Below are 26,232 nucleotides of genomic sequence, written 5' to 3'. Positions count from 1 at the left end.
CATAAAAAATACCGCGATCAATCGCGGTATTTTTTATAGGACATGAGGGTGTTAGTCCGGCTTGGCTTTCTTCAGCAGCCCCAGTTGGATCAGACTTTGTGCCGAAGCAATGATGGCGACTTCACTGCTCCTAGGCTGCCAGCCTAGGCGTTCTTGGGCTTTTAGACTGGTGGCATTTTTGAATTTTCCCAACTCCGGCAAAATTTGTTTGACGGTGGGATTAAACAGCGCTGTTAAACGCACGAGCCAATTGGGCGATTCTGAATTGGGCACTTTGTCTGCTGCATGCCCCAGACCCATTTTAAGCGTCCGCGCAACATCACGTACCGTCAGGAAGTTGCCTGCAACCGCAATAAAGCGTTCTCCTTTTGCTGCCGAGTGAGTCATTGCATGCAGATGCAACTCCACCACATCCCGGACATCCACACCGCCAAAATAGAGTTTAGGGCAACTGGGAAGCTTGCCAGTCAGCATGTTATAAATCAGGGTAATGGATGATGAATAATCTGCACTTAAAACTGGGCCAAATACGGCGACAGGATTGATGACCGATAATTCAAGGCTACCGCCTTCATGGGCGATGAAATCCCAAGCTGCTCGTTCTGCAATAGTCTTTGATTTGGCATAAGCCGTGACATCTGGACTATCCAGATTGGTCCATGTGGTTTCGTCAAATGGCAGGTGTTGCTCGGGATGACCATAACCAATCGCTGCAAAAGACGAGGTGAGTACAACGCGTTTTACCCCAGCATCTCGTGCTGCACGGAGCACACGTAAGGTGCCTTCGCGGGCAGGGATAATCAGATCGTCTTCATGCTGAGGCGCCTGCGCAGGAAAAGGCGAGGCGACATGCAGTACGTAGTCACAGCCTGCGACGGCTTCTGCCCAGCCCTGATCTTGTTCAAGATCAGCAACAAAGAAAAAGAGACCCTCATTAGGATCGATGCCGCCTTCATGGATCATGGCACGGACATCAGCTGCGCGGTTGATGTTGCGGACAGTCGTGCGGACTTGATGTCCTTGACTGAGTAGCCGAATCAATATGTGATTGGCGATAAAACCCGAACCGCCGGTGACCAAAATGGTGCTCATACTCGATTCCCAAAAAAGTTTAAGGCATTATAAATTTTGTGCAGGTCACCGCAGTTTAACGCGTTATACGAGTCGTCAATATGACATATAAAGGGTCAGTTCTTTAAATCTTTAACGTCGTGCAACGCCATCAACCAGTAAACGCTGGATTGCATCGCCAAATTTCTTCTGCGCTTCACGATCATCCGGCGTGTTCAAGAAGCGAACGACACTCATCAAAATCATCCCGATTACGGCATGACCCGTTGCTTCGGTATCGAGGTCGGCGCGGAAAAAACCTAACTTCACGCCATTTTCCATATAGCTTGCCGTGAGGCGTCCGCCCCAGTCCAACAGGTTGAGCAAGCGCTGGGTCATCTCTTCATCAATGGAGGTCGCTTCAAAAAGGATCAGTCGGGCAACGCCGGGGTTTTCCGCAAAAATAGCGGTGAGGCTTTTGGCGATACGCGCGGTTTGCTCGCGATAACCCTCAAGGGTGGCTACCGCGGTGGGTGCATTTTCCGCCGAGAGCGCATTGATGATCTTGGCACTGACATCATTGATCACGTGCTCAAGGATATCGCGTTTATTTTCAAAGTGGCGGTAAAAGGTACCGTGCCCAATGCCCAACCGTTTCGCAATATCGGAAATGGCAGTTTGATGGTAGCCCTTGGCAGAAAACTCTTCAAAAGCGGTTTGGATGATATCCGCGCGCAGTTGCAGGCGATTGCGTTCGGCTCGAGAGAGAGTGGGGGTATCGTTCATGAGGGAATCATAGCTGATTGTCGATGGATTGGCGACCCTTGTTAAATAAAATTGACACGTCATTCCGAAAATGATTAACTGTTCCGAAATTGGTCTGATGTTCCAGATCAAGTGACATTATGGTGATTTGCGTGAATGACATTGATTGCTGAGCACAGCAAGATGTCCTGATCGAAACTGATTATTGGATCCACTGGAGTAAATCCATGACTGCGAGTAGCAAAGCGGTACGCCCTAAAAAACCATCCCCCCAGACTGTGGATGTACTGATCATCGGTGCAGGACCTTCCGGATTAAGTGCTTGTATCAAGCTCAAGGCGCTTGGCATCACCAATACCGTGATTCTGGATCTAGCGAGTCGCATTGGGGGCACATGGGCACTCAATGACTATCCGGGTTTACGCTGTGATGTTCCGAGTGAAATGTACTCACTGGGTTTTGCGCCAAATCCGAATTGGTCACGCACTTACGCCCCGCAAGCGGAGATTCAGAAATATCTGGAGGATGTTGCGCATCAGTTTGAGATCGTCAATCACATTCGCTTGAACACCGAAGTCAATGATGCGCACTGGGATAGCAAAGCCGAGCGTTGGCAGATCACGACCACGGCAGGTGATGCGTACTCCGCCAAGATATTGGTTTCGGCAACTGGATTTATCGGCGAAGCGAAAATGCCGTCTTTTCCGGGGCAAGACAGCTTTAAGGGCACGATTTTTCATTCAGGGATGTGGAATCATGAACATGACTTGACGGGTGAGCGTGTTGCCGTGATTGGTAGTGGTGCCTCGGCAATTCAGTTCTTACCAGCGATACAGCCCAAAGTTAAAACCCTGATCAGCTTTCAGCGCACACCATCCTGGGTACTGCCTAAACCAGATTTTGCGATGCCAAAGGTGGTGAGTCAGATTTTCAAGAAGATTCCAACAGTACAAAAGTTGGTACGTGAAACCGCATTACTTGGCCTTGAGCCATCATTACCGATCTTTATGCGCGAGCGTGTACTCCGTGCAGCGACACACCCTATTGGTCTGTATAACATCCGTCGCTCCATCACCGATCCGGGGATGCGGGAGAAGCTGACTCCTGATCATACGCTGGGTTGTAAGCGTCCGATGTTTTCCAATGAGTGGTATGCGGCGCTTGCGAAACCGAATGTCCATGTGGTCTTTCAAGGTTTATCACACATTACTGAAACCGGCGTGGTTGCTGACAATGGTCGTGAATACCCTGTGGATACCATTATCTTTGGTACGGGTTATGCGGTCGCGGAGCCAGCAATCTATCGCATTATCAAAGGTGCCGATGGTCGCACCTTGAGCGAAGTTTGGCAGGGCCAGCCGCGTGCCTATCAAGGCATGGCAATCCATGGTTTCCCGAATATGTTCATGATGCTGGGTCCGAACTCCAATAACGTCCAAGGCTCGGTGATGTGGACTGCGGAGCAACAGGCCGTCTATATCTCAAAAGCCATTAAGGCGATTCATGATGCCGAGATTCAACGCATTGAAGTCAAAAAGAACGTTCAAGATGACTTTAATACCCGCATCGATAAATTGCTCGAACGGATGCCGATCCGTCCAGATGTCTGCAAAAGCTACTACTTAGATGACGCCGGTCGTAATCATTTCGTCTGGCCAGAGTATGGCGTTGTGATCAAGCATAAATTGCATCACGTCCAGCTTGCGGATTATGACGTCAAGTAAATAAATCCTCATTTAATTGATTCATCTTTTACTGCCAACGATGCTGGAGAACGCCATGACAAAGTACTTCATCGAAGTGACTCAAAATTATCAAAAGCCTGTTGAAACGATTTTTCAAACCCTGTCAGACCATAATCAATTAGGGCGGGTACTGGGTATTCCGGTCAAACGTGTGATTAATGGCAATGATGGGGTCAATGGCGCTGGTTCGGTACGCCGCATGGGAATTTGGCCTCTGACGGTTGAGGAAACTGTGGTTGCGGTTGAGCCGAATCGTTCGATTGATTATCGGATTAGTCGCGGTGGTGCGCCGCTTAAAAATCATATTGGAGCATTGGTTTTTGATCAAACCGCTTCGGGTTCACAGGTGATCTGGCGGATTAAATACGATTCATCGCTGCCATTTGTGGGTGCAGTCGTACAGCACGTTTTGAAGCTGGGTTTAAGACTGGGTTTAAAACGATTGAAGTAAAGTCCGAGAATTAATCTGTGGGTTTTAATAACATTATAAATTTTAAGGAAATGGATATGGCACGCACTAAAGCGTTGAACCTGGAAGGGGCCGTGGTTGCTGTCACAGGCGGGGCGCGCGGGATTGGACTAGCAATTACCGAAGCTATGCTTGCTGCAGGCGCCAAGGTGAGTATTGGGGATATCGATGTCGCGCTGGCTGAAAAAGAAGCTCAGCGCCTTGGCATTTTTGCTGCACGGTTGGATGTGCGGAGTCGGGAGTCTTTTACAGCATTTTTGGACGCTACCGAGACTGCATTGGGACCGATCGATGTATTGGTGAACAACGCAGGGATCATGCCGATGGGTGCATTTACCAATGAAGATCCAGCGCTTGCCGAAGCGCAAATCGACATCAACTTCCGCGGTGTGTTTTACGGCACGCAACTGGCGCTGCCAGGCATGCTGACACGTCATCGTGGGCATATCGTGAATATCGCATCATTGGCTGGACGCTTTGCTATACCGGGAGCTGCTGTGTATACCGGAACCAAGTTTGCTGTGGTAGGGATGACCGAAGCCGTTGCGGCAGAGAATCGGGGTTCAGGGGTAAATTTCACCATCATCATGCCTTCTAAAGTGACCACTGAGTTGGCCTCAGGCACCGATGATGCAGGTCGCGGTATCCCTGCGGTCAGTCCACAAGAGGTTGCACAAGCTGTGGTCAATGCTGTCCGTCACCCCCGCTTGATGGTCGCGGTACCGGACTATTTGCAGACGGCACATGCACTTTACGGGTTAGTGCCCAGCTGGTTGCAGGAACGTGGTCGTCGTATACTGGGGGACAATCGAATCCTGACGAACTTGGATCATAAAGCGCATGCGGGTTATGAACAGCGTATAGCCAAGCTTGCGGTAAAAAAATAAACTTTATTAAACATATCAAGAAAATTAGCATGAGTATTAAAAACGATCTCGCCCGTCTCACCATCAAAGCTGGCCTCCGACTTTCTTTCAAGCTGCCTAGCCTTCTTCCCTTACCTGTTGCGGTGTTACGTAGTGGGATGGAGCAAAGTGCTCAGTTGTTTAAGGTTCGGGAAGATGTGCAGGTCGAGTCGGTGACCATTGGGGGTATTCGTGCTGAACGTTTAAGTCCTCAGCAAAAAACCGACAAGGTTATTCTTCATTTGCATGGCGGTGCATTCTTTACTGGTTCTGCAAAGACCCATCGTGCCTTAGGGGCTGAGTTTGCAGCACGTGCGCAAGCCGTTGTCTATATGCTGGAGTACCGATTAGCCCCTGAATATCCTTATCCTGCCGCACTGGATGATGGTTTAGCGGCTTATCGGGCATTACTGGCTCTGGGGTATGATCCACATAATATTGTTTTAGGCGGTGATTCAGCGGGATGTGCGCACATCCTCAGTTTGTCTGTTCTACTCCGTGATCAAGGTCTGGCGTTGCCCGCTGGGTTGTTTATGATTTCGCCTTATGTCGACATGACCCTTAGCGCGGCATCGATTACGACGTTAAAAACACGTGATCCTATGCTAACTGCATATGCACTACGACGCGGATCACTTGGCTATCATCGTTCAATAAAAACCCATGATCCTCGGGTATCCCCACTTTTTGCCGATCTACGAGGCTTGCCATCCTTACTGATACAAGTCGGAAGTGAGGAAATTTTGCTGGATGATGCCTTGCGTTTGACTGAGCTTGCGCGGGCTGCGGGTGTAGATGTTGATTGCCAGATTTTTGATGGCATGTGGCATAACTTTCAGATGTTTAATGCATTTTTTCCTGTGGCTGATCAGGCGACTAATCAGATTGCGTTGTTTGTTAAGCAGCACACGGGCGGGTGATGATCTCGCAGTAGAATCATCTTTTTTAAAATTTTAAATGTGGTGCGTCGCGCTTAAGAGGAGTTGCTTAGAGCGGTTGATATCAGAAGGGCTCAAGGCGAAACGTTTTCGTTTTGGGTCTTCGGTAGTTCTAACGATCTTGGAAAAGTGAAATCAAAAGATGCGGCATTAAAACGGTAGAGCTGTGCGGGCCGTTTTCCGACAACCTTACTTTGACCCGTTTCAATCACGGCTCCAGCTTCGATCATCCGTCTGCGGAAAGCTTTTTTATCCAGCGACTGCCCTAGAATGATTTCATAAATATGCTGAAGTTCCGTCAGTGTGAATAGTGCCGGTAGTAGGCTGACCGGTAGGGCGGTATAGCGGGTTTTATTGATCAAACGTTCGATAGCGGCCTCAAGCAGCTCATGGTGATCAAAAGCGAGTGGCATTACGCGTGCCTTTTCTACATCAATCCATTCGCAGTGTTCAAGCAACTGAGATTCCTGCTGTTGGAACGCTTTGAAATCAATTAAGGCAAAGTAGAGAGCCGTGACCGACCAGCCGCGCGGATCACGGGTCGCATTACCTATCGTCGCCACTTGTTCAAGATAGGGCGAAGCGATCCCCGTTTTTTCAAAGAGCTTGCGGTGTGCCGTGGCAAGCAAAGTTTGATCGCTGACTAGATTGATAAATCCACCGGGCAGTGCCCATTCTCCTTTTCTCGGGAAGTTAGCCCGTTGAATGAGCAGCACTTGCAGGCGCCCTGCAAGCACTGAAAATATCGCCATGTCGACTGACATCAGCGGGGCGTCATAGTCCCGCGCATTATAGTTTTGTAAGAACTCTTTTTCTGACATCGACATATTGCTATTTCCTTCTGGGTTATGGCATTAGCTTAAACGGGCACGTATTTCATCAAGGGTAACTTCCTTAACGATCTTACCGTTTTCGAAAACCACAGCAAGTGCACCATTTTGCTCTTGTTCAGGCGTTTGCTGGTCAAAAAGCTCAAAGCCATTTGCAGTCTGCTCAACACGCAGCAAACCTTTAGCCGATTTTTTGACGCCTGAATCAGTAATCGGATCTTTGAACAGTTCACGTCCGATACCGTTGACCTGACCCCATGTTGCCTTGACGGCAAAACCAAAGGTATCTCGGGTCAGGAAGTTATAAGTATAACTGCCAATGCCGAATACGATGTTGGATGAGGCAAACCCCTTGGCTTCAAGACCCGACAGAATCGCTTGAGCACGCGCCAGAGTGATCGAGTCTCCGTAGATCAAGCCGACGCGTTCATTGAGCATTTTATAGCCTTTATCACTTGTCGTGCCGCCAAAGATGTCCCAGAGACATTGCACTGCACCTTTGTAAGCCGGGCTGTCGATGGGTGCCTCTGGGTCACCGCAAATAATCTTCACTGGGTCACCTGAATCTGGACGCAGCACCATCTTGGCAAGACCCAGCGCATTCGGCTTGCGATTTAATATCTCGGTTTTCAAAGCAACAGTAAACTCAGTGATCACACGCCAGAAATCCCAAGTATCCGAAACGATACTGACGATTCCTGATGGGTACAAGTCACAGATCAAGCGTCTAAAGGTCTCAAGTTCATTACCTTCCGTGCCCATACACATCACGCTGTGCTCGGTTGCAGGAACCGATACACCTACCACGCCCGTTGCACCGTAGTATTCTTCAGCATAATCAATGGATGCTACCGAATCGGTACCGATGAAACTGGTTAAGTGACCGACACCAGTCTGTGCGGCATCATAGATACCGCTCATGCCGCGGCTACTGAAATCATGACCTTGTAAGGCAACAAAGTCGAGAGGAGCACCAGTTTTCTCGGCATATTGAGTGAGCAAGCGTTTATATTCATACGCGATCGAGGCAGTTGTGCATGATTTCCATAGTTCAGCGCTGAGTACCGTTTCAATATAGTTGGTTAACCAGAAGAAATTGGGGTCTGTATTTACCAGCGTCAGCACGGGTACACGCATATTGACACGGCTGCCTTCAGGTAGGGCTTTGATACACAACGGCAAATAGCCTAGATCGTGGAGGGCGGCAATGTGATCAACAGGTACTGCGCCTTCACCAAGCGAATTGTCCATGCGGCGTTTATAAGCCGCAACCACTTTATCTTTTGGTTGACTGAAGAAACCTTCACTCCAGGTATCAATCAAGAAGTGTTTGATAAAACCCTGCAAGCCAAAGAACACCACGCGATCATCAAAGTCTGGCAACATCTTGGCGAGGCGTGAAGAGCGAGGCGTAAAGTTGGCGTAGACATATTCAGTCCCTTCAGGGTACTGACGGCGATGATCGGCTTTATAGAAGTCGATGGCATTGAGTGGATTAATTTTGATACTCATGATTGGTCTCCTTGGTCTAGAGAAAATGGGGCTGAAAAGTTGATAACGTTGAGTAAGTCGGATGGTTCCTGCGGAAAACTATCAGTCGTGAATATCTGATCGATGAGTCCTGAAAAGACACCCAAGCCCCGACTAAAGATGCCGTGAGTGACGTATAAAATAATGGTCTTGCAATTGAGCTTACGCAGCTCTTGCGCAATGCCGATAAAGGTAGCCCCGCCATCACAGATGTCATCGGTAATCACAGCGGTATAGCCTGTAAGGTCGGTGGCATTGACCTTGGCATTTAAAATCTTGCCTGTCGCAGGATCTCTTTTCTTCTCACAGTAGATAATGCGTGATGCGGCATCGGTTAGATTTAGACTATCGGCAATCAGTTTTGTGCGTTGTTTCGCCCCCTGATCTGGACAAATCAAGACAGTCTTCTCCTCTTGCAAGATACTTAATAGCGTGTTTGATTGCTGAATGATTTCTGCGGGGCTGATATTGGTGACATGAGCGAAGTGGGTATTTTCGCGAAGTAAGCGCGTTGTGACCTGACTATGGCAATCCCAGACTTTGATGCTGCGTTGTAGCCCTGCGGTCTCTCCACTCGCATTTATGTTTAACAAACGTGTCATGATGTTGAGTGAGAATGCCTGACCCGTAGCACAAACCCGATCTTGGCGGGCGTAAGGAAAATAAGGGATCTCAAGGTCGATAGTGCAACCTGCATCAAGCAGCACGTTCTCAAGTAGCACATAATCCATCACGTCATTGCTGGATTGCATACGGGCACGAACCGTGACGTTGCCATTGAGGCTATTGAATTCAGCTTCAGCGATTTGAACATGGCGCTCACCACCTGAAAACTGAAGGAATTTGATAGGAACAATAGTTCCGTTTTTTGCTATCACTTGAATCGACATACAAACCTCTGGGGTTCTTTATCTCTGGTGTAAATATATAGTGGCATAAAGCCACTATATATTGCAAGATTAATTTTGAGATTTTTTTTTAATCTAAATCTTGATTGCGTTAGAAAGTGCGTACGACGTAGACTTTTTATGTTCAGCCTTTTTGTGAAGGTAAAATGATTTGATTTTTGATTGATCAAATCTTTTCAGGGAGGGGCTGATATTTCATGGGTTTTTGGTCTTTTTTCTTATCGTTAGAAAAATCAAGATCACATGAGTCGCAGGGGAGCGTACAAAGATCAGATAAATCAGACGAGTCACAACTGGGTAAATCAAAAGAGTCACAACCCGGATCGCAATCCCCAGACTGATATCGAGGTTGATATCGTTTTGTACCGCGGCGGTCGTTCTGCTGCTGAATCACTTCGCTGCATTTTCTGATCCGTCTTTGAATCAGTCGATAACCGATAAAAGCGCCATAACGATCAATCACCTTGTAGCCATACGCGGAGCAACTGTCTTGTCCTGTATAGACACGATACGCACATGAGTAGCCCTTGATTGGGGATAGAAAGCGCTGATAGAACCGAATCATCAGCAAAACAAATATTTTCACGGAGTTGAGACTCAATGCTTATGGATAGGGGTGTCTAGTCGCGAAGGATTATCGCGACATTCTAGAATCATAATCAATCAGTAAGTGCTTTAGCGCACTTACTCTCCCGTCAAAGAACATTCAAAGCTGCTGGGATCCAAGGCACAGCGTACTTTTTTAAGCAGTGCCATCATTTTCTTATCGTAAAAACCTTGGTTAGTCAAACTGATGCGAGCTTCACGCATAAGTTTGACATACCCAAGTTTATCGTTGGCAGGAAGTTCTTCCCAATATTTAGGATCAATGCCTTTTTCGATTTTGTTCGTCGTCTCGAAGGCCCGACCAATCAGTCCTACAACCCAATTCCGGCTGTTTTGACCGTAGCCGTCAGGAAATCTATTCTGATGAATGATAATGTCGTAAGTGACATGAACCACGGGGAAGCGAAATATCCCCCCTTTAGTTCCGAGTCCTTTAGCCAGTTCCAAGGGGCGGAATCCAATAGCAGGCATACCCAATGCATCAATCTGTCCATTGTTAAACTTACCGCCAATATTCATTAAGTCACTGGCAACGGGCTGTCCCCCCATCTTTTCAACCATCATGGCTTCCGCTTTATCGTAGTCGTACACGCCAAACTTGATTCCGGTGGCTTTCATGAGGGAGTTAATTTTACGGTCTCGAATCATAATATAAGCAGGACCGTATGACGTCACGCCTGCAACCTCATAGTTCTTATAGACCATATCGGGTGCAAGCTTAGGATTTGCCATCAGTGTTAAAATCGTTTTTGCTGCGGTGTTGTTCGGTACACTGCCTATGGCATCAATCGAAGCCACGAAACTGTTAAAGGGGTGGACCCGTATACCTGTCAAGGATACCGCATCGCACTGTCCAGCCTTGAAGTCTTCAACGGCAAGTCGTTCATCAGGGTAAGGTTTTAAAGTAATGTTAGCGCCCCATTGCTTGGCTGCAAGGGCATAGTCTTTCATGAGTGCATAGCTATCACCCTGCGCACCCAAGAGGTCGAATACGCACAGGGTTTGAGCGTTTACTGAACTTGCGGCAATAAGCGTTGTTACGGCAAAAATCACTTTTGCTTTCATTTTTGAATATCCCTATTACTTATTTTTTATCGTTGTGTTCTACGATGGTTCTGCCCCTGTCGAGTTCCATTTTCAAGGGGAGTTGCCACGGCACGTTGCAGGTCGTTGCTCAATGCTTGGGCGTGATGTTACCCAAAAATTTGAGCCGATGCATCAGATTGTAAAATTTATTGATAACTTTCAGACCAAAAGCTATGGCACAAGGGGATATTCTTTTCAATTTCGGCCAGAACTTTTTATGACCGGATATTCTCCCAGTTAAGTCCAAAGCGCGTTAGATATTTACGCAAGCGGTCACTGTCATTGGATGTGGCCTTTTGGGCACGCGATGCAGAAAAGAGTTGCCGACCAGCGTCGGCCATTGATTTGGATTTCTGACAAACTTCAACTACCCCGCTGAGCTGAATACGATCAAATTCATCAATTTGAGATAGTGCCTCTTGACCTAGTAGGTCGGTGAGAACATCCGCTTGGGGCTGGTCAACCGACCACAGTCTTTTGAGTCGTAGAATTTCATCTTCTACATTCTCAAGGGTGATGCGTGAGCCTTCAGTCAGTGTGGCCATGCGGATTAAACTCGCCGACAGATCACGAAAGTTCCCACGCCATAGTGCTTCGCCAGTCCGAGCAAAATTCAAATAACGATCCAGTGCTTCTCGGTGAAAGCGTAATTGGCGCTGTTGAGCTAGGCTATAGCGCTCTAACTCAAACAACAAGTTAGGCTCGATATCTTCGGTACGGTCTTTGAGCGCGGGCAGATCAAAGGTCCAGGTATTGAGCCGTGCGAACAGGTCCTCGCGGAAGGTGCCTTTTAAGACTTCTTCACGCAGATCACGGTTGGTTCCTGCAATGAGCTGAAAATCAGCACGTTCTTCTTTATCACTACCGACAGGAAAAAAACTCTTGTCTTCAAGCGCTTTAAGCAGCATGGCTTGTTCATCCAAGCCAATTTCACCAATCTCATCTAAAAAGAGTAAGCCGCCATCTGCACTTTTGAGCAGTCCTGCACGACTGGTGGCAGCACCTGTAAATGCGCCTTTGATATGTCCAAACAGTGCTGACATGGCGCTGTCGCCGCGCAGAGTCGCACAGTTAACATCAACAAAGCGTCCCGTCAGGCGAAAGCGGTCTTTTTTGAGTTCGTAAATCTGCTTGGCAAGGTGTGATTTTCCAGCACCTGTTGCACCCATGATCAAGATCGGTGCTGTGGAGCGCGTCGCGACTTTCTCGACTTCGGTGATCAGACGATTGAAAGCGGGATTGCGAGTGGCAATATCGGCTTTAAGTTGTTGCCAATTGGCTTGTTGTTCAGCTTCTAGCCGCGTCCGTAGACTGTCGTACCGTGACAGATCCAGATCAATCAGATGGTATTTACCTTGTGGCTCACGCGTTGCGCTTGGTGAGCTTTGAATAATTCGTGCTGGTAAATAGTGCGATTCCAACAGCAAGTACCAGCAAATCTGTACCACGTGCGTTCCCGTGGTGATATGCAGCAAGTAATCGTTTTGCATGGGGTCAAAGCGAAAGGCGCGTACCCAGTCGTAGAGTGCGCCATAGACTTCGGCAAAGTCCCATGCATCGCGCAAGGTGAAGGGGATTGCCACCACCTTAGTGAGCGGTGACACTTGTGCGATATCGGCTTTGACTTGTTTGATTAGGCGTTTGTCGCGTGGGTCATGCAGTAGATGCAGTTCATCGATATGCAAGTCTTCCTGCATACATAGACTGATCGTCGGGCGCCAGCGCAGCCACCGATCTTCTTTATAGCCCTGATCAAAGGTGGAACCGACAAAACCTAAAACGATGGTAGGTTTGCTCATACCCGTGAGCCTCTGCAAAATACGCGATAGTTTTATCCTAGCATATTCTCTAATTAGCTATCTTATAATCTAGTTATTTGTCTTTAAATATTGGAGCTATTCAAATAAATTATTGTGCTAATTTTTATTTAATTTATTAAAAACATCTAGTTAATAGTTAATTTTTGCGAATAGTAAAGGGTTGGCACGCCTCTGGCAATGATAATGGTGTAATCAATTAGATATGAATAAGGATGAAGAAAATGAACACCTCGATGATTGAAACAGCGACCCATATGCCCGCTGAACGTCTGCACGATGTGATGCAGGCTGAAGGCGGTGTGCCGATCAAGATGTGGACGCAAGGCGTGCCTGTTGAAGAGGGTGCCAAGAGCCAACTGATCAAAGCGGCAAAGATGCCTTTTATCTATAAGTGGATGGCCGTGATGCCGGACGTGCATGTGGGAATTGGTGCCACGATCGGGAGTGTGATCCCGACTAAAGGCGCGATTATTCCTGCTGCGGTGGGTGTGGATATCGGATGTGGAATGATGGCGGTGAAAACTAGCCTGACTGCATCAGATCTACCCGATAACTTGTCTGGTCTGCGGACAGAGCTTGAGCGTTTGATTCCACACGGAATGACGCCGAAGCGTAGTGGACGCGATCGGGGATCATGGCATGACGCACCTGAGCGTGTAGATCAGGCTTGGGCGGGATTGGCTGATGACTTCGATCTCATCTGCGCGAAGAATCCGAAGCTGAAAAACACTAACAACCGTAAGCATCTGGGGACACTGGGAACGGGTAACCACTTTGTTGAAGTGTGTCTGGATGAGCACGATTCAGTGTGGATCATGCTGCACTCAGGGTCGCGTGGGGTGGGGAACGCGATTGGAAACCATTTCATTGAGCAGGCGCGGAAAGATATGCAAACGCATTTTATCAACCTGCCTGATCGAGACTTGGCGTACTTCCCAGAAGGGACCGAGCACTTTGATGACTACTGGTTTGCGGTAGGTTGGGCACAGCGCTTCGCGATGACCAACCGTGAGATCATGATGGAAAACGCCTTGAAGGCCCTACGCAATGTGATTCCGCGTGCCTTTGATGCCCGTGTTGAAGCAGTGAACTGTCATCATAACTATGTGGACCGTGAGCTGCACTTCGGTGAAGAGGTATTGGTAACACGTAAAGGTGCGGTGCGGGCGCGTCTGGGTGAGTATGGGATTATCCCGGGATCAATGGGTGCGAAGTCATTTATCGTCCGTGGTCTGGGAAATGAGCAATCGTTTTGCTCCTGCTCGCATGGTGCAGGACGCGTAATGAGCCGTACTGAAGCGAAGAAGCGTTATACCGTGGCCGATCAAGTGGCGCAGACGGAAGGGGTGGAATGTCGGAAAGACGAAGGGGTGATCGATGAGATCCCATCGGCGTATAAAGACATCGATGCCGTGATGTTTGCACAACGTGAACTGGTGGAAGTGGTGTATACGCTGCGTCAGGTGGTGTGTGTGAAGGGGTAAGGTTACTCCTTCATAATCACCTTGCACTAACAGTATGTTCCTTTTTTATTGAGTAAAAAAAATGCTTCAACTAGACGGTTCCATCGGCGAAGGCGGTGGACAAATTTTGCGGACGGCGCTCAGTCTGTCACTCTTGACAGGTAAGCCTTTTCACCTGAGCAATATCCGTGCAGGACGTAAAAAGCCGGGATTGATGCGTCAGCATCTGGTCTGTGTCCAAGCGGCAAAAGCCATAGGACACGCGACTGTGGTTGGCGACCATTTGCACAGTACTGAACTGACCTTTACTCCCCATACGGTACAGGCGGGGCATTATCATTTTCCGATTGGCTCGGCGGGCAGTACGATGTTGGTGTTGCAAACGCTCTTGCCTGTCTTGATGATGCAAGATCAGCCGAGTACCTTCAAGATCGAAGGCGGGACTCATAATCCGATGGCGCCGACCTTGGATTTTGTGCAGCGCAGTTTTTTACCTGCACTGGCTAAGATCGGTGTACAGGCAGAGGTATTCAGTGAGCAAGTGGGATTCTTTCCTGTCGGTGGCGGGCTTATTAACGTGACCATTCAGCCATGGGTGGATCGTAAGCCATTGAGCTTGCTTGATCGTGGTGCGTTACGTGAGTCGAATGCCTATGCTGGCGTCTTGAACCTAGATGGGCATATTGTCGAACGTGAGCTTGCAGTTCTTGACCAGATGTTGACATTGAGCAACCAAGGTTATCTGCATTTGAGTGGACGAGGACAGGGGAATACTGCGTTTGTTGAAGTCGTAAGCAAGCATCACACTGAAGTGTTTACGGCACTTGGCGAGATGGGACGTACCGCAGAGCAAGTCGCCAAGAAACTGGCTAATGAGGTTAAGCGCTATTTGATGGCAACTTGTGCAGTCGATGAGCACCTTGCGGATCAGTTACTTTTGCCTCTGGCGCTTGGCGTAGGCGGTGAGTTTAGTTGCCGTGAGATTACGGATCATACCCGCACACAAGCACTCATGATTGAGACGTTTTTGACAGCGAAGATTCGGATTGAGGAGGGGGAGCAGCGGGATTATTATGTTGTTCGGGTTGAGGTTTAACAACAGCTTAAAAATCCAAAGTCTTGTCATACGTTATTCATAAACACCTGTTTAAATCGAATGGCCATACACCTCTACGTATGGTAATTCGATTTAGCTGATTCAGCGGCCCCTCACAGCGGGGCTTTTTTTCGCGTTGTTTGAATCAAGTGATATTGTCATCTTTTTTACATAGCCTTGAGGTGAAGAAAATGAGCAACAATCAACGTCAATCGCAGTCAGTCATACCGTCTCATTCAAACAGTGCGAATAAGAAAAAAAGTGATCTCACACACTGGCATAAATTGCACTTTGAGCAATTGCTTACGACCAAGAAAACAAAAAAATGATATAAAAAAGCCTGCTCATATCGCAGGCTTTTTTGAGGTTTTTCAATCTACTATTGATAGTGAAATCCTTAAATTAAGCCTCTTGCGCCGCTATGATTTTTTTAAATTGATACAGCATAAATTTGAGGCCCAAGTCGGCTTGCAGTTTGATGATCGGCAGTGTTTTTTGAATTAAAGGTTGGTTACTGTCAATCGTTGATACCCATTCTACGAAAGTGCCTTTCTTGTAAGGCGTAAAGATCATGCTACCCCCCAGATGGATAAGAGGAAGTGGCCAGAGAATAAAGAGATAGTCCATACGCTGATTGATCTCAAGTCCTGTGATCTGTTCTTGAATCACCATGCCTTTGATATGCAGTTCTCGAATAGCTCCGATGCCATTGAATGACCCATCTGGCGCGGCGAGCACGACTGAGGTTTGGTCTACTAGAGGCAGCTTTTCGTAAGTCGATGGATCGGTCATCGCATTAAAAACACGTGCGACTGAAAAAGGCATATAGAGTGAGGCACGGGAGGTGACTGACATGATGAGGGCTCGATTCGTTAAATGGCGGTATTTAAATCACGCGATGGATTACTAGAGTAGTATAAGTTTCGTAATGGAACTTACATTGTATTTGGTGATCATTCAACAGGGAGCTTACGTTTTATTCTCTGATGGCATCATCAGTGCGTGGGCTTAAAATCTATTTTATATTGATTGAAAGAAATAATTTAACTTATTGTTTTAATGATTATTATAGGTGTAAATGAGCCTTGGTCGTGAAAGTAGAATTGTGTCATAAAACAGCTTATAGCCGCTCCATTCTCTTTGATATTTCCCTTCAAGAACCCTTTAAAAAACCATCGTTTACATCTACCAATTAGTTGTTTGCTAAGTTTCAGCTAAGTATTTAAATTCATTGAATTTAATTTTTAATATGTCATTTAGGTGTCATATTTTGGCTGTAGTTTGACCACCTTAACAACACGTCTTCGAATGATCGACTAATAAGGTTTGAACTGATGAAAATTTTGAATGATTTACGGGGTGGCAAGGTTTCAAATGGATTTGCATTGTCCGTTTTAACCTATTGTGTATGCGCGACGATGAGCAGCAGTGTGTTTGCAGAAGATGTAATTGATCTGGGGACGGTAAGTGCAACACGTGCTGCACAACCTGTGCAACCGACGAATACAGACCGCTTAAGCAAGACTCAAGTCGACAAACAAAAAGACTTGCCTGCCGCAGCCAAGGCAGCCATTTCACAAGGTTCATTAGAGGCCGCATCGGCACAGTCTGCAGTCAGCACGTCTTATATTCAAAATATGCTGACGCCAAACGCTGACTTTGCGCAAGTGATTCAAATGACGCCGGGAACCTTTAGCTTTAGCCCTAATGGTCCGGGATTGGGTCAATCCAGTACCTTCTTCCGCGGTTTCTCTGACGGCAATTACACCATGACCTATGATGGGATTCCATTTCAGGATACCAACTCGCCGACACACCACTCATGGGTTTTCTTTCCCGGTCAGATTATCGGCGGTGCGGTTGTTGACCGTAGCCCGGGCCGTGCATCAACACTTGGACCTGCCAACTTTGGCGGTTCAATCAATTTACTGTCCAACGATTTGACGCCTGATCCAAGTGGCAGTGTCACCGCATCGTATGGCACATGGAATACCCGTTTGTTTGGCGCGAAAGTCGATACGGGTAACTTTGGTCCTGATGGTTCATCTAACTTGATGATCAATGCCAGCCAGATGAACTCCAATGGCTATGAGACCCAGAACGACCAGCAACGTCAGAATCTAGCTGCAAAGTACCAATACGCACTGACTGAAAACACCATTCTGACCTTGTTCGGTACAACCGAAGAAGTCAAAGCCAATACCGCGAATGGTTCACCCACACGCTCACAGTTGGATAAGTTTGGCGATAACTACTATCTTGTCGATGATCCTAGTCAGCCGAACTATGTTGGCTATAACTTCTACCGCGTTCATACTGACTTTGAATATTTAGGTTTGGTCTCTGATCTGGGCGCCGGCTGGAAGCTGGACAACAAACTGTACGGCTATGATTATCATAATACCCAATACTATGATAGTGCGTTGCCCGGTACTAAAAACGCGATTGGTCCAACCAGCGCGATCGATAAGTTAAACGCGTATCACACCTTTGGCGATATCCTGCGTGTGAGTCAAGATTCGCGTTACGGCACCTTGCGTCTAGGCCTGTGGGCAGAACAAGCGGATACCAACCGTCATCAGATTCCATCGAATCCTGTGACGCTGGTGGATACCTTCCCACAGAAGTTTGATCAAGCCTTTACGACCAAAATTCTACAACCGTATGTGGAATACGCATTCAATGTCACAGATGCTTTGAAAATGACACCGGGTGTGAAATATGCGCACTACGATCAGGATTTCACTCAGTATCCGGGCAAGATTCAAGGCAACTTGGGTGGTCTGCCGTATATCAAAACGTCAGCGACCTATAGCGATTGGCAACCATCGATTGATGTGCATTATCTACTGGACAAAAACTGGTCGGTGTATGCGCAGTATGCCTATGGCGATATCATCCCGCTATCGAGTGTATTCGATGTGACGGGCTCTAAAGTCCTGACTAATCCAAAGCCTACCTTAAGCAAAACTGCTCAAATCGGGACGGTATGGAAATCAGATCGCTATACCTTGGATGTGGATATCTACCATGTCAGTTTTGACAATGCATATACCTCGTCTTTTGATCCAAAGTCTGGCGAAACCAACTACTATTCAGCGGGTTCATCAACTGCACAAGGGATCGAAGCGGAAAGTAATATTCTGCTGGGCAATGGCATCAGTCTCTACTTGAACGCCACCTACGGCACCAACAAGTACAACAGCGGCGTGCTGAAAGATCAGTCAGCGGCTCAAGCCCCGACCGATACTGAAGCGTTGGGCATTAACTATGCCCAAGGCAACTGGAATGTTGGCATCACAGATAAACGCATTGGTTCAATGTGGAATCAAAATGGCGCTATTCCAGAAGCGGTCAAGATTCAGTCCTATAACGTGGCGAATGTCACTGCGAACTACACCATGCCATGGGGCTCTGCTCATCCATCGCTATCAACCAAGTTCCAGTTTGCGATCAATAACTTGTTCAGCCAACAGAATGTCGTGGGTGTATCTCCTGCCAATGCGCCAACCAAGACCAGCGCATTTACAGCATCACCAGATGATCAGTTGACTGTAACTGCGCCACGTAGCTTTACCTTCACCGTGACCCAGAACTTCTAAGTCTTTGGACATTGGAATTATTGATACCCATTAGTTTCTCCTCAGAGGAGTCGCGTTTTTTAGCGCGCTTCTCTCTTTTTATTTTTTAACCAGGCCTCGTGCCTAAAAGTGATCTTATGCATATCTCTCATCTCATCCAATTAGCGAATGATTCCGGTGGCACACTGTATCTCATGGTGGTCCTACTGCTTGTGGCTTTGACCGTCATCATCGAACGGACGCGTTATCTATCTTCCATGCTGCAAGGCGGCGAGAAAATTATCGCGCTCTTAAGAAGCAACCCTAGCTCCCAGCAGTTGCACGATTTGCCAGCCAAGCTCAAACAATTGCCTCAAGCACGCTTATTGAATGTGCTGAGCCATGAACCGGCTAATGTCAGCTCCCAAGTATTGGGCGATCATTTGGAAGAGGCTTTGATGCATGAAGTGCCGACATTGGATAAGTCGCTTTGGGTATTGGACACGGTGATTACACTTGCGCCTTTACTGGGATTGTTTGGCACGATTATCGGCATGTTTAATGCGTTTAGTGTGATGGGTGATATCCAGAATGGTACCCCAGAAATCACTGGCGGTATTGCTGAGGCATTAATTGCCACGGCATCGGGTTTGTTTATTGCGATTATTGGTTTGGTATTTTTTAATGCGCTGCATACGCGTGTACGCATCGTGCTACATCAGCTTGAAACGATCAAAATCATGCTCGTGAATCGCCATGAACAGTTGAAGCAAGCGCCTGTTAAATTGGCGGTGACGGAGTCTCGTGTTGCTTCAAACGCTCAGCCTGTGCAAGTAGGAATCTAAAGATGCGTTATCTTGAAACCAAAAAGGCACGGATTGAGATCATTCCGATGATCGACATTATGCTGTTTTTACTGGTGTTTTTTGCCATGATGACGCTGAAGATGATTCCGACATCGGGACATCTGACCAAGCTGCCAACCAGTTCAACAGCTGTTACGATTCCGCCAACCAAGCTGTTGGTGGAGATCACGCTGGATCAGGATGTCGTGGTTGAGAATCATACGATGACTTTGCCACAACTGACCGCATTGCTGAAGAGCCGTGACAGCAAAAAAACCGTGGTTACCATTGCCGGTGATCAGAATGCGTCTCTGCAAACGGTGATGAGTGTGATCGATGCGGTTAAACAGGGAGGGGCGACCGAAGTGGCACTCTCAGCCAGCCATGCGGCGCCAGCACCATGAAGGTTGATTTCAAAAATCCGTCTGTGCAGGCGTTTGGCTTTGCGCTGTTGATCGAGGTCGGACTCATCGCGGCGGTGGTGATTTATGGTGTCAATCATGTCAGCTATGAACACGTGAAGTCGGAGGCGATGATCACACTGACGGAGACCACCCCAGAGGTGAAACCGGAAGTAAAGCCTGAGATCAAACCCAAAGTCGAACCGCCGAAGCCCAAACCCAAGCCACTTGACCCGCCAAAACTGGTGAAGCAAAAGGTAGAGCCGAAACCTGTTCAGCCAACGCCGCCCAAGCCGATCCCTGCAGAAGAAAAAGCGCTACCCACACCAGTAGCAACACCAACCGCAGCAACCGAGCCGACGCCGCCTGCGCCAGTGACACCTCCAGTGGTGAAAAGCGACGTGGACCCACATGTGGTCAGTAGCTATGCGGCAAAATTGCTGGCGGCGGTGCAAGCCGCAACGCACTGTCCAGATGGGGTGCAATTTAGTGGGCGCGTACGGGTTGCTTTTAGTTTGAGTAATACCGATCCCAGCAGTATTCGAATTCTGGTCGGTAGTCATGTGACCGCGATTGATGAGGCGGCGCGTCATGCGGTGCTGGATGCGCGCATTCCTGAGCCACCCGCAGAGATGAAGGGCAGCTTGCGTAACTATCAGACGTGGGTTGATTTAAATTGTCAGTAGTCACGGGCCGCAGAGGTTTGTCTGTTGAATATCGAGGAATCACGTATGAAATCGTTTATGCCTAAACTGGTATCCGTGCAGGTCAACGTGGCTAGCCGTGCGCTGATGCTGCCTTTGGCCATGTCTTTGACGCTAATGGGCTGCGGATCAACGCCACAAACTTCTGCTCATACAGTGCTAGGAATATCTACTGATGTCGCTGCGTTTGTGATCTTGGGTGAGAAAGGCCAACCCATTGCACGGGCGTTGACCCATGCTGATCAGTGTCCCGTGCTGTTGGTGGATGGCCAAGCATTGCCTATGGATGTCCGTGCAAAGCCAGAAACGGTTGCACAGCGGCCTACCATTTCCGATCCGAGCGAATCAAAGCCCTCCGCCTTTCCGATCTTGACCTGTGAAAAAGTGATTCCTAAAGGTGCGTTGTCAGCCAGTATAAATGGCCAGGCTTTACCGCTACCCAAAACATTAGTCAATCGGATCGTGGTTATCGGCGATACGGGTTGTCGCATGAAAAAATCAGACCATGCCTATCAGGCTTGTAATGATCCTGAGCAATATCCTTTTGCTCAAGTAGCTGCTCAAGCCGCTGCGCAGCATCCGGACCTCGTGATCCATGTGGGCGATTTGCTCTATCGGGAAACCGCTTGTCCAGAAGGGAATGCAGGCTGTACCGGCAGTCCATGGGGCTATGGTTGGGATGCGTGGGATGCTGATTTCTTTACACCGGGTCGGGCACTGTTGCAAGCCGCACCGTGGGCGATGGCGCGTGGTAATCATGAGTCATGCGCGCGAGCTGGACAAGGCTGGTGGCGCTTCGTCGATCCACGTCCCTTGCAAGTCGGTAGAGATTGTAACCTTGCTGCTCATGACGATGTCGGCGATTATAGTGATCCTTATGCGGTGCCGATCGGCGGTAACGCACAGTTGATTATGTTGGATACGGCCAATACAGCGGGTAAACCCGTTCCCGCGGGCGACATCCGTGAGACCAAGTATCGCGACATGTACCATCAGATGGAGACTTTATCGCAGGATGCTGCGTACAACATTGGGGTGAATCATCATCCGATCTTGGGCTTTACCGCGAAAAAAGATAAACAAGGCAATGTCATGCTATTGCCCGGAAATCAGGGTTTGCAATCAGTATTGTCGGCGATTAACCCATTACTCTTGCCACCACGCATTAATGCGATGCTATCGGGTCATGTCCATTTGTGGCAAGAGGTGAGTTTTTCGACGCCGCATCCGACGCAGTTTATCGCAGGATTCTCAGGCACCGAAGAGGATGTCGTGCCGCTACCTGAGACCTTGCCAGTCGGTGCAACACCTGCGGTGGGCGCTGTGGTCGACCACTTTAGTTCATGGGTGAGTGGTTTTGGTTTTATGACCATGGAACGCACCAGCACCGATAATAATCAATGGCTGGTCAAGGTTTGGGATCGCCATGGCAAACAAGTGAATACGTGCCATATTGATGGCAAGAACTCGGTTTGTGATGTGGCGCGGGTGAAGTGATGGTGATGGATTTTAAGCGGGCAACGGCACAGTAAAGCTGACGATGACGCGCAGTCCGCTGGCTCTGCCGTCCATGCCATTCGATGAATCAAGATGGATGGTTGCGCCGATGCGGCTCGCGATGGTTTGGACAATCGAAAGACCCAATCCTGATCCGATTTCATCATTACCTAGGACACGATAAAAAGGATCAAAGACCCGCTCCAGTTCATCCAGCGGGATACCCGGACCATTGTCTTCGACAATCAACTGAATCTGATCTGGCTTGATTTGTAGCGACAAATCAACTTTGCCGCCATGCTGGGTGTATTTAATCGCATTTTCGACCAGATTCTTGAGCATGATGTGTAGATCCAGCGCTTGAGTAATGAGGGTCGCATCGGCATTCCCCACGACACCCAGATCAATCTCCTTAGCTTCTGCAAGCGGAAGCAGGTCTTCAACGACATGTCTAAAAGCCTGCTGCATGGCGACAGACTTTCTACGTTCCGTCCTGTCTTCCTGCAGACGTGCGAGCGTGAGCATTTGATCCAATAATACTTTGGTGCGTTGTAGTCCAGTGCGTAGCGTCGCCAAGCGGACTTGAGCTTCCTCTGACATGTCGCTGGCACTTAAGCGGTCAGTCTGTAACGACAGCGCCATGAGAGGAGAGCGCATCTCATGTGCGGCATCCGCCAAGAATCGTCGCTGAGTGGCAACGGATTGGGCAACCCGGGCAAACAAGCGATTAATCGCCACCACAAAAGGTCGTATTTCAGACGGCAAGTTTTGCTCACTGACAGCATCCAGATCGTTATCGGATCGATCTTCTATATTCAGTGCCAGTTTTTTTAGGGGTTTAAACATCTGATAAATGAGATCCGCAACCAACAATACGAGAATCGGGATCAGGATGATCAAGGGTAATAAGGTTCTGATGGCACTGTCTTGTGCGACCTCATCACGGACAATGGTTTGCTGACCGACCGCGACACGGATGCCGGTGTCCAACTTTCTCACAAAGAGGCGCCATGTCTCCTGATTGATTGTCACAGTTTGCAGTCCATCGGGCAGATTCAGTGGAAGAGCGAGTGCGCCTGCATCATAGGGACGAGTGGGTTGGCGGGTCGGCACGACTTGCACTACGACGCGTGACTCAGGGTCGATATCGGGCACACCATCTTGGGCGTCAGTCACGGAGAGCGAAAAGTGATGATGATTGATGAGCTCAGCCACTTGCTTAAGCTGATCGTCTTGCAGTTCATTGGCTTCGCGAAAAGCTGAAACAAAAGACAGAATTCCGGCGATTAAAGCGGTCAGTAGAATGACCACGGATAAACGCATGGACAGCTTAAATTGCAGCGATTGTCTTATTTTTCTTGGGGCACCATCCATCCCACACCTCGAACATTTTTGATAGCATGACTGCCTAGCTTTTTACGCAATGCGTGGATCAAAAATTCCACCGCATTACTTTCTACTTCTTCATTCCAGCCATAAATGCGGTCTTCGATATCCGAGCGAGATAAGATTGCGCCTGGGCGGATCATGAGGGCATGGAGCAAGGCAAATTCACGTTTGGACAGTCGCGTAGTTTCTCCCGCTAGATTAACCTCGTGTGTCGAGGGATCTAATGACATCACGCCATTACTGAGTACGGGTGCGGCAAGTCCGCCTTTGCGCCGGATTACGGCGCGCATCCGTGCTAGAAGTTCAGCCATTTCAAAGCTTTTGAGCAGATAATCATCTGCACCAGCATCTAAACCCAGTATGCGATCATCTAGGGCATCCCGTGCGGTAATGATTAATACGGCAACATCATTGCCTGCTGATCGGATGCTGCGTAAGACGCTTAAGCCATCTTTCTTGGGTAGTCCTAAATCAAGAAGTACGACATCATAGTGCTGGCATCCCAGGCTTGTCAGGGCGGTGTTGCCATCACGTACCCAATCGACGGCATAGGTGGCATCTTTGAGAGATTGCTCAATGGCTTCCCCGATCATCTTGTCATCTTCGACGAGTAATACGCGCATGGTTTAGTCTCTATCGTTCTTCTTCATTGCGAGATCCATTTCTGATGGCTGATGCTCAAATAACTCACTAACCCCACGATGACAACAAGGAACAACGTACTGGTTCCAAACGTGCCTAAGCCCAGTCCACCGCTACCGACTGGCTGGGAAAGGTAGTCCCCCCATGATGCACCAAAGGGACGAGTCAATATATAGGCTACCCAAAATGATGCGATGGCATTGCGCTGGAAAACATAATACAGAAGGGCAATGACTCCGATCAGTGATCCAAAGATGAGTCCTGATGTCAGATAACCTAGTCTAAAGCCTTCGGCCACCAGATCACCAGCCGCAGTACCCAGTGCAAAGGTGAATAAAATGGCAATCCAATACAGTATTTCACGCCGTCGAGTATGAATACTCTGGATCGAGAGCGTGTGCTCTGAACGATACCATAGGACAAAAGTGATGATGAGAGCGATTGTAAACAGGCTGGTTGTTAGGATTAAAGGCACGCCAAAATGGTCGCTCAGATTATCCGTCAGCAATGTCCCAAAGATGCTGATCGAGACCACAGCAAGCCAATACTTCCAAGGGGTGTACTGACGGGATTTGAGCTGAATCCATAGGACAATCAACAGTAAACCACCCATCAGCAGTGAGGTGATGGTGAGGCCAAATTTCAAATTGAAAATCAAAAAATCCGCAGCAGTTTCCCCAACTGTTGTAGACATGACTTTGATAATCCAGAAGAAGAGTGTGACTTCCGGAACCTTATTGAGCAAAGGAGAAGGTGGAACGATAAGTGAGGTGTGCATTATTTTTAGAAATCCCAAACGCGATGCCAATCGAGATGAACATGATGTGTTGCACTATGACGAGGAAGACTTATCCCAAGCATAGATGGTGGGAAAAAGTAAAAAATAATACGCCAGATTTTTCCACATTGATGGCAGTGAGGTGGCGATGTGAATAGCAAAGAATCAATCTGATGTAGTTTGGTAAATATTTAACCATCTGGTTTGAAGTTTGCTTATATAGAGGTGAGAAGTATTCGATCTGCACGCGTGTAAGGAGGCGTCATGTATGAGTGTTTTAGCTTGATATGTCAAAGCTGCCATGCTGTACAGCTGGATACGCGCACTTCATCGACTATGCTTTATGCAGCAGGATCATTGTGTATTTATTGTGGTCAGATCATCACTGCTCAAACCAAGCGGCGTCAACGCGATGACTTTCTACTCACCAAAATTATCAATAGTGATCAAGTGATTGCATCATTGCTATCATCACCGAGCCGTGCTCATTCTGCCATTGGACATTAGCTTTTGTTCCGTATGACGAGGTAAGAAAAGCGCCTAGACGTGGAGGGGCATCTGGGGTACAACAGAACAAGATTATATCTATTGCCAGAGAACTCAAGCCATGCCTTATGTCTATACCATGATGGACTCGCCTGTTGGTTCATTAACGCTGGTTGCCAAAGGGGCAAGACTTGTTGCAATCCTCTGGGAAGAAGACCGCCCCAATCGGGTGCCACTTGGTGAAATGACTGAAGATCAGCAGCACCCTACCTTGCTTGAAACCCAGCAGCAACTGACTGAGTATTTTGCGGGTACGCGAAAGCATTTTGACTTGCCTCTTGATTTTGAGGGCACCGATTTTCAAAAAGCAGTATGGCAGGCACTGTTGACTATCCCGTTTGGGGAAACCCGGAGTTATCGCGACATTGCCGAGCAAATTGGCAATGTCAAAGCGGTACGTGCAGTGGGTGCGGCCAATGGTCGTAATCCGATTTCAATTATCGCGCCGTGTCATCGGGTGATTGGGGCATCGGGTGATCTGACTGGGTTTGCCGGTGGACTGAAAGCCAAAGAATTGCTGCTGCGGCTGGAAGGGTATATCCCCGATGCAATCCATGCACTGCCTAAATTGCGGACGAAATCGCATATGGAGTCCCAGCAGATGGGGCTGTTTTAATAAAAAGCTACCCAGAAATTTTTTAAATATCTGAATAATAAAT

Annotated in this window: 24 protein-coding genes and 1 pseudogene; 13 read left to right on the top strand and 12 right to left on the bottom strand. The window is 48.1% G+C overall.

Annotated elements, in window-relative coordinates:
• Positions 1–51: 51 nt before the first annotated feature.
• Together HYN46_RS15715 and HYN46_RS15710 are read right to left on the bottom strand one after the other, a co-directional pair.
• Positions 52–1,092 carry an SDR family oxidoreductase gene (locus HYN46_RS15715; RefSeq protein WP_114900267.1) on the bottom strand — a complete coding sequence of 347 codons (1,041 nt, stop codon included), beginning with the start codon at positions 1,090–1,092 and terminating at the stop codon, positions 52–54.
• 111 nt (positions 1,093–1,203) lie between these two features.
• Complete coding sequence (locus HYN46_RS15710; protein WP_114900266.1) at positions 1,204–1,836, bottom strand: TetR/AcrR family transcriptional regulator; 633 nt, start codon at positions 1,834–1,836, stop codon at positions 1,204–1,206.
• Positions 1,837–2,042: 206 nt separating this feature from the next.
• Between HYN46_RS15710 and HYN46_RS15705 the strand changes: the two genes are divergently transcribed.
• Genes HYN46_RS15705 through HYN46_RS15690 form a run of 4 tightly spaced genes read left to right on the top strand, consistent with a single transcriptional unit; the run spans position 2,043 to position 5,854 of the window.
• The gene (locus tag HYN46_RS15705; protein ID WP_114900265.1) at positions 2,043–3,539 is read left to right on the top strand and encodes a flavin-containing monooxygenase; all 1,497 of its coding nucleotides are present in this window, start codon (positions 2,043–2,045) and stop codon (positions 3,537–3,539) included.
• 55 nt (positions 3,540–3,594) lie between these two features.
• Positions 3,595–4,011, top strand: coding sequence for an SRPBCC family protein (locus HYN46_RS15700; RefSeq protein WP_162818263.1), 417 nt, complete (start codon positions 3,595–3,597; stop codon positions 4,009–4,011).
• Positions 4,012–4,067: 56 nt separating this feature from the next.
• On the top strand, positions 4,068–4,916 hold the full coding sequence (locus HYN46_RS15695) for an SDR family oxidoreductase (RefSeq protein WP_114900263.1): 849 nt from the start codon (positions 4,068–4,070) through the stop codon (positions 4,914–4,916).
• A 29-nt stretch (positions 4,917–4,945) separates the two neighbouring features.
• Complete coding sequence (locus tag HYN46_RS15690) at positions 4,946–5,854, top strand: alpha/beta hydrolase (RefSeq protein ID WP_114900262.1); 909 nt, start codon at positions 4,946–4,948, stop codon at positions 5,852–5,854.
• 92 nt (positions 5,855–5,946) lie between these two features.
• Here HYN46_RS15690 and ntrR read toward each other — a convergent pair whose 3' ends face one another.
• The 6 genes from ntrR to rtcR all read right to left on the bottom strand — a co-directional run bounded on the left by ntrR (position 5,947) and on the right by rtcR (position 12,631).
• The gene (ntrR, locus tag HYN46_RS15685) at positions 5,947–6,699 is read right to left on the bottom strand and encodes an ADPR responsive transcriptional repressor NtrR (protein ID WP_114900261.1); all 753 of its coding nucleotides are present in this window, start codon (positions 6,697–6,699) and stop codon (positions 5,947–5,949) included.
• 27 nt (positions 6,700–6,726) lie between these two features.
• A complete protein-coding gene (locus HYN46_RS15680; protein WP_114900260.1) occupies positions 6,727–8,214 on the bottom strand; it encodes a nicotinate phosphoribosyltransferase in 1,488 nt (495 codons plus the stop codon).
• Entirely contained in the window at positions 8,211–9,122 is a 912-nt protein-coding gene (locus HYN46_RS15675; protein ID WP_114900259.1) for a phosphoribosyltransferase family protein, read from the bottom strand. The genes HYN46_RS15680 and HYN46_RS15675 overlap by 4 nt, the downstream gene beginning before the upstream one ends.
• A 184-nt stretch (positions 9,123–9,306) precedes the next feature.
• Positions 9,307–9,726, bottom strand: coding sequence for a membrane protein insertion efficiency factor YidD (yidD, locus tag HYN46_RS15670; protein ID WP_114900258.1), 420 nt, complete (start codon positions 9,724–9,726; stop codon positions 9,307–9,309).
• A 98-nt stretch (positions 9,727–9,824) separates the two neighbouring features.
• Entirely contained in the window at positions 9,825–10,811 is a 987-nt protein-coding gene (locus HYN46_RS15665; RefSeq protein ID WP_114900257.1) for a putative solute-binding protein, read from the bottom strand.
• Positions 10,812–11,047: 236 nt separating this feature from the next.
• Positions 11,048–12,631: an RNA repair transcriptional activator RtcR gene (gene rtcR, locus HYN46_RS15660; protein WP_114900256.1), complete on the bottom strand. Its 1,584-nt coding sequence runs from the start codon at positions 12,629–12,631 to the stop codon at positions 11,048–11,050.
• A 275-nt stretch (positions 12,632–12,906) separates the two neighbouring features.
• On the opposite strand from rtcR, the gene HYN46_RS15655 reads away from it, so the two are divergent.
• Both HYN46_RS15655 and rtcA read left to right on the top strand, forming a co-directional pair.
• On the top strand, positions 12,907–14,136 hold the full coding sequence (locus HYN46_RS15655) for an RtcB family protein (protein ID WP_407640807.1): 1,230 nt from the start codon (positions 12,907–12,909) through the stop codon (positions 14,134–14,136).
• Between the two features lie 61 nt (positions 14,137–14,197).
• Entirely contained in the window at positions 14,198–15,211 is a 1,014-nt protein-coding gene (gene rtcA / locus HYN46_RS15650) for an RNA 3'-terminal phosphate cyclase (protein ID WP_114900254.1), read from the top strand.
• Positions 15,212–15,613: 402 nt separating this feature from the next.
• On the opposite strand, the gene HYN46_RS15645 is transcribed toward rtcA, so the two are convergent.
• Positions 15,614–16,066, bottom strand: a complete 453-nt coding sequence (locus HYN46_RS15645) for an SRPBCC family protein (RefSeq protein WP_114900253.1) — start codon at positions 16,064–16,066, stop codon at positions 15,614–15,616.
• A 479-nt stretch (positions 16,067–16,545) separates the two neighbouring features.
• On the opposite strand from HYN46_RS15645, the gene HYN46_RS15640 reads away from it, so the two are divergent.
• The 5 genes from HYN46_RS15640 to HYN46_RS15620 all read left to right on the top strand — a co-directional run bounded on the left by HYN46_RS15640 (position 16,546) and on the right by HYN46_RS15620 (position 22,218).
• Positions 16,546–18,813, top strand: coding sequence for a TonB-dependent receptor (locus HYN46_RS15640; RefSeq protein WP_114900252.1), 2,268 nt, complete (start codon positions 16,546–16,548; stop codon positions 18,811–18,813).
• A 116-nt stretch (positions 18,814–18,929) separates the two neighbouring features.
• Complete coding sequence (locus HYN46_RS15635) at positions 18,930–19,616, top strand: MotA/TolQ/ExbB proton channel family protein (RefSeq protein ID WP_114900251.1); 687 nt, start codon at positions 18,930–18,932, stop codon at positions 19,614–19,616.
• Between the two features lie 2 nt (positions 19,617–19,618).
• Complete coding sequence (locus HYN46_RS15630; protein WP_114900250.1) at positions 19,619–20,020, top strand: ExbD/TolR family protein; 402 nt, start codon at positions 19,619–19,621, stop codon at positions 20,018–20,020.
• The gene (locus HYN46_RS15625) at positions 20,017–20,703 is read left to right on the top strand and encodes an energy transducer TonB family protein (protein ID WP_114900249.1); all 687 of its coding nucleotides are present in this window, start codon (positions 20,017–20,019) and stop codon (positions 20,701–20,703) included. The genes HYN46_RS15630 and HYN46_RS15625 overlap by 4 nt, the downstream gene beginning before the upstream one ends.
• Before the next feature lie 45 nt (positions 20,704–20,748).
• Positions 20,749–22,218, top strand: a complete 1,470-nt coding sequence (locus HYN46_RS15620; protein WP_210009253.1) for a metallophosphoesterase family protein — start codon at positions 20,749–20,751, stop codon at positions 22,216–22,218.
• A 12-nt stretch (positions 22,219–22,230) separates the two neighbouring features.
• Here the strand turns inward: HYN46_RS15620 and HYN46_RS15615 are convergent, their stop codons facing one another.
• From HYN46_RS15615 to HYN46_RS15605, 3 genes are read right to left on the bottom strand one after another with little or no spacing between them, the layout of a single operon-like run.
• Complete coding sequence (locus HYN46_RS15615; RefSeq protein WP_114900248.1) at positions 22,231–23,592, bottom strand: ATP-binding protein; 1,362 nt, start codon at positions 23,590–23,592, stop codon at positions 22,231–22,233.
• Complete coding sequence (locus HYN46_RS15610) at positions 23,568–24,230, bottom strand: response regulator (RefSeq protein WP_114900247.1); 663 nt, start codon at positions 24,228–24,230, stop codon at positions 23,568–23,570. Before HYN46_RS15610 ends, HYN46_RS15615 begins: the two co-directional genes overlap by 25 nt.
• Before the next feature lie 23 nt (positions 24,231–24,253).
• A complete protein-coding gene (locus HYN46_RS15605; RefSeq protein WP_114900246.1) occupies positions 24,254–25,027 on the bottom strand; it encodes a COG4705 family protein in 774 nt (257 codons plus the stop codon).
• A 264-nt stretch (positions 25,028–25,291) separates the two neighbouring features.
• Between HYN46_RS15605 and HYN46_RS15600 the strand changes: the two genes are divergently transcribed.
• Together HYN46_RS15600 and HYN46_RS15595 are read left to right on the top strand one after the other, a co-directional pair.
• Positions 25,292–25,534 carry a hypothetical protein gene (locus tag HYN46_RS15600; RefSeq protein ID WP_114900245.1) on the top strand — a complete coding sequence of 81 codons (243 nt, stop codon included), beginning with the start codon at positions 25,292–25,294 and terminating at the stop codon, positions 25,532–25,534.
• A 100-nt stretch (positions 25,535–25,634) separates the two neighbouring features.
• Positions 25,635–26,105 (top strand): annotated as a pseudogene (locus HYN46_RS15595) (methylated-DNA--[protein]-cysteine S-methyltransferase); the annotation flags it as partial.
• Positions 26,106–26,232 lie beyond the last annotated feature (127 nt).

The sequence above is a fragment of the Aquirhabdus parva genome (genome assembly GCF_003351745.1).
GTDB classification, from domain to species: domain Bacteria; phylum Pseudomonadota; class Gammaproteobacteria; order Pseudomonadales; family Moraxellaceae; genus Aquirhabdus; species Aquirhabdus parva.
This window is presented reverse-complemented; position numbering and strand designations above follow the sequence as displayed.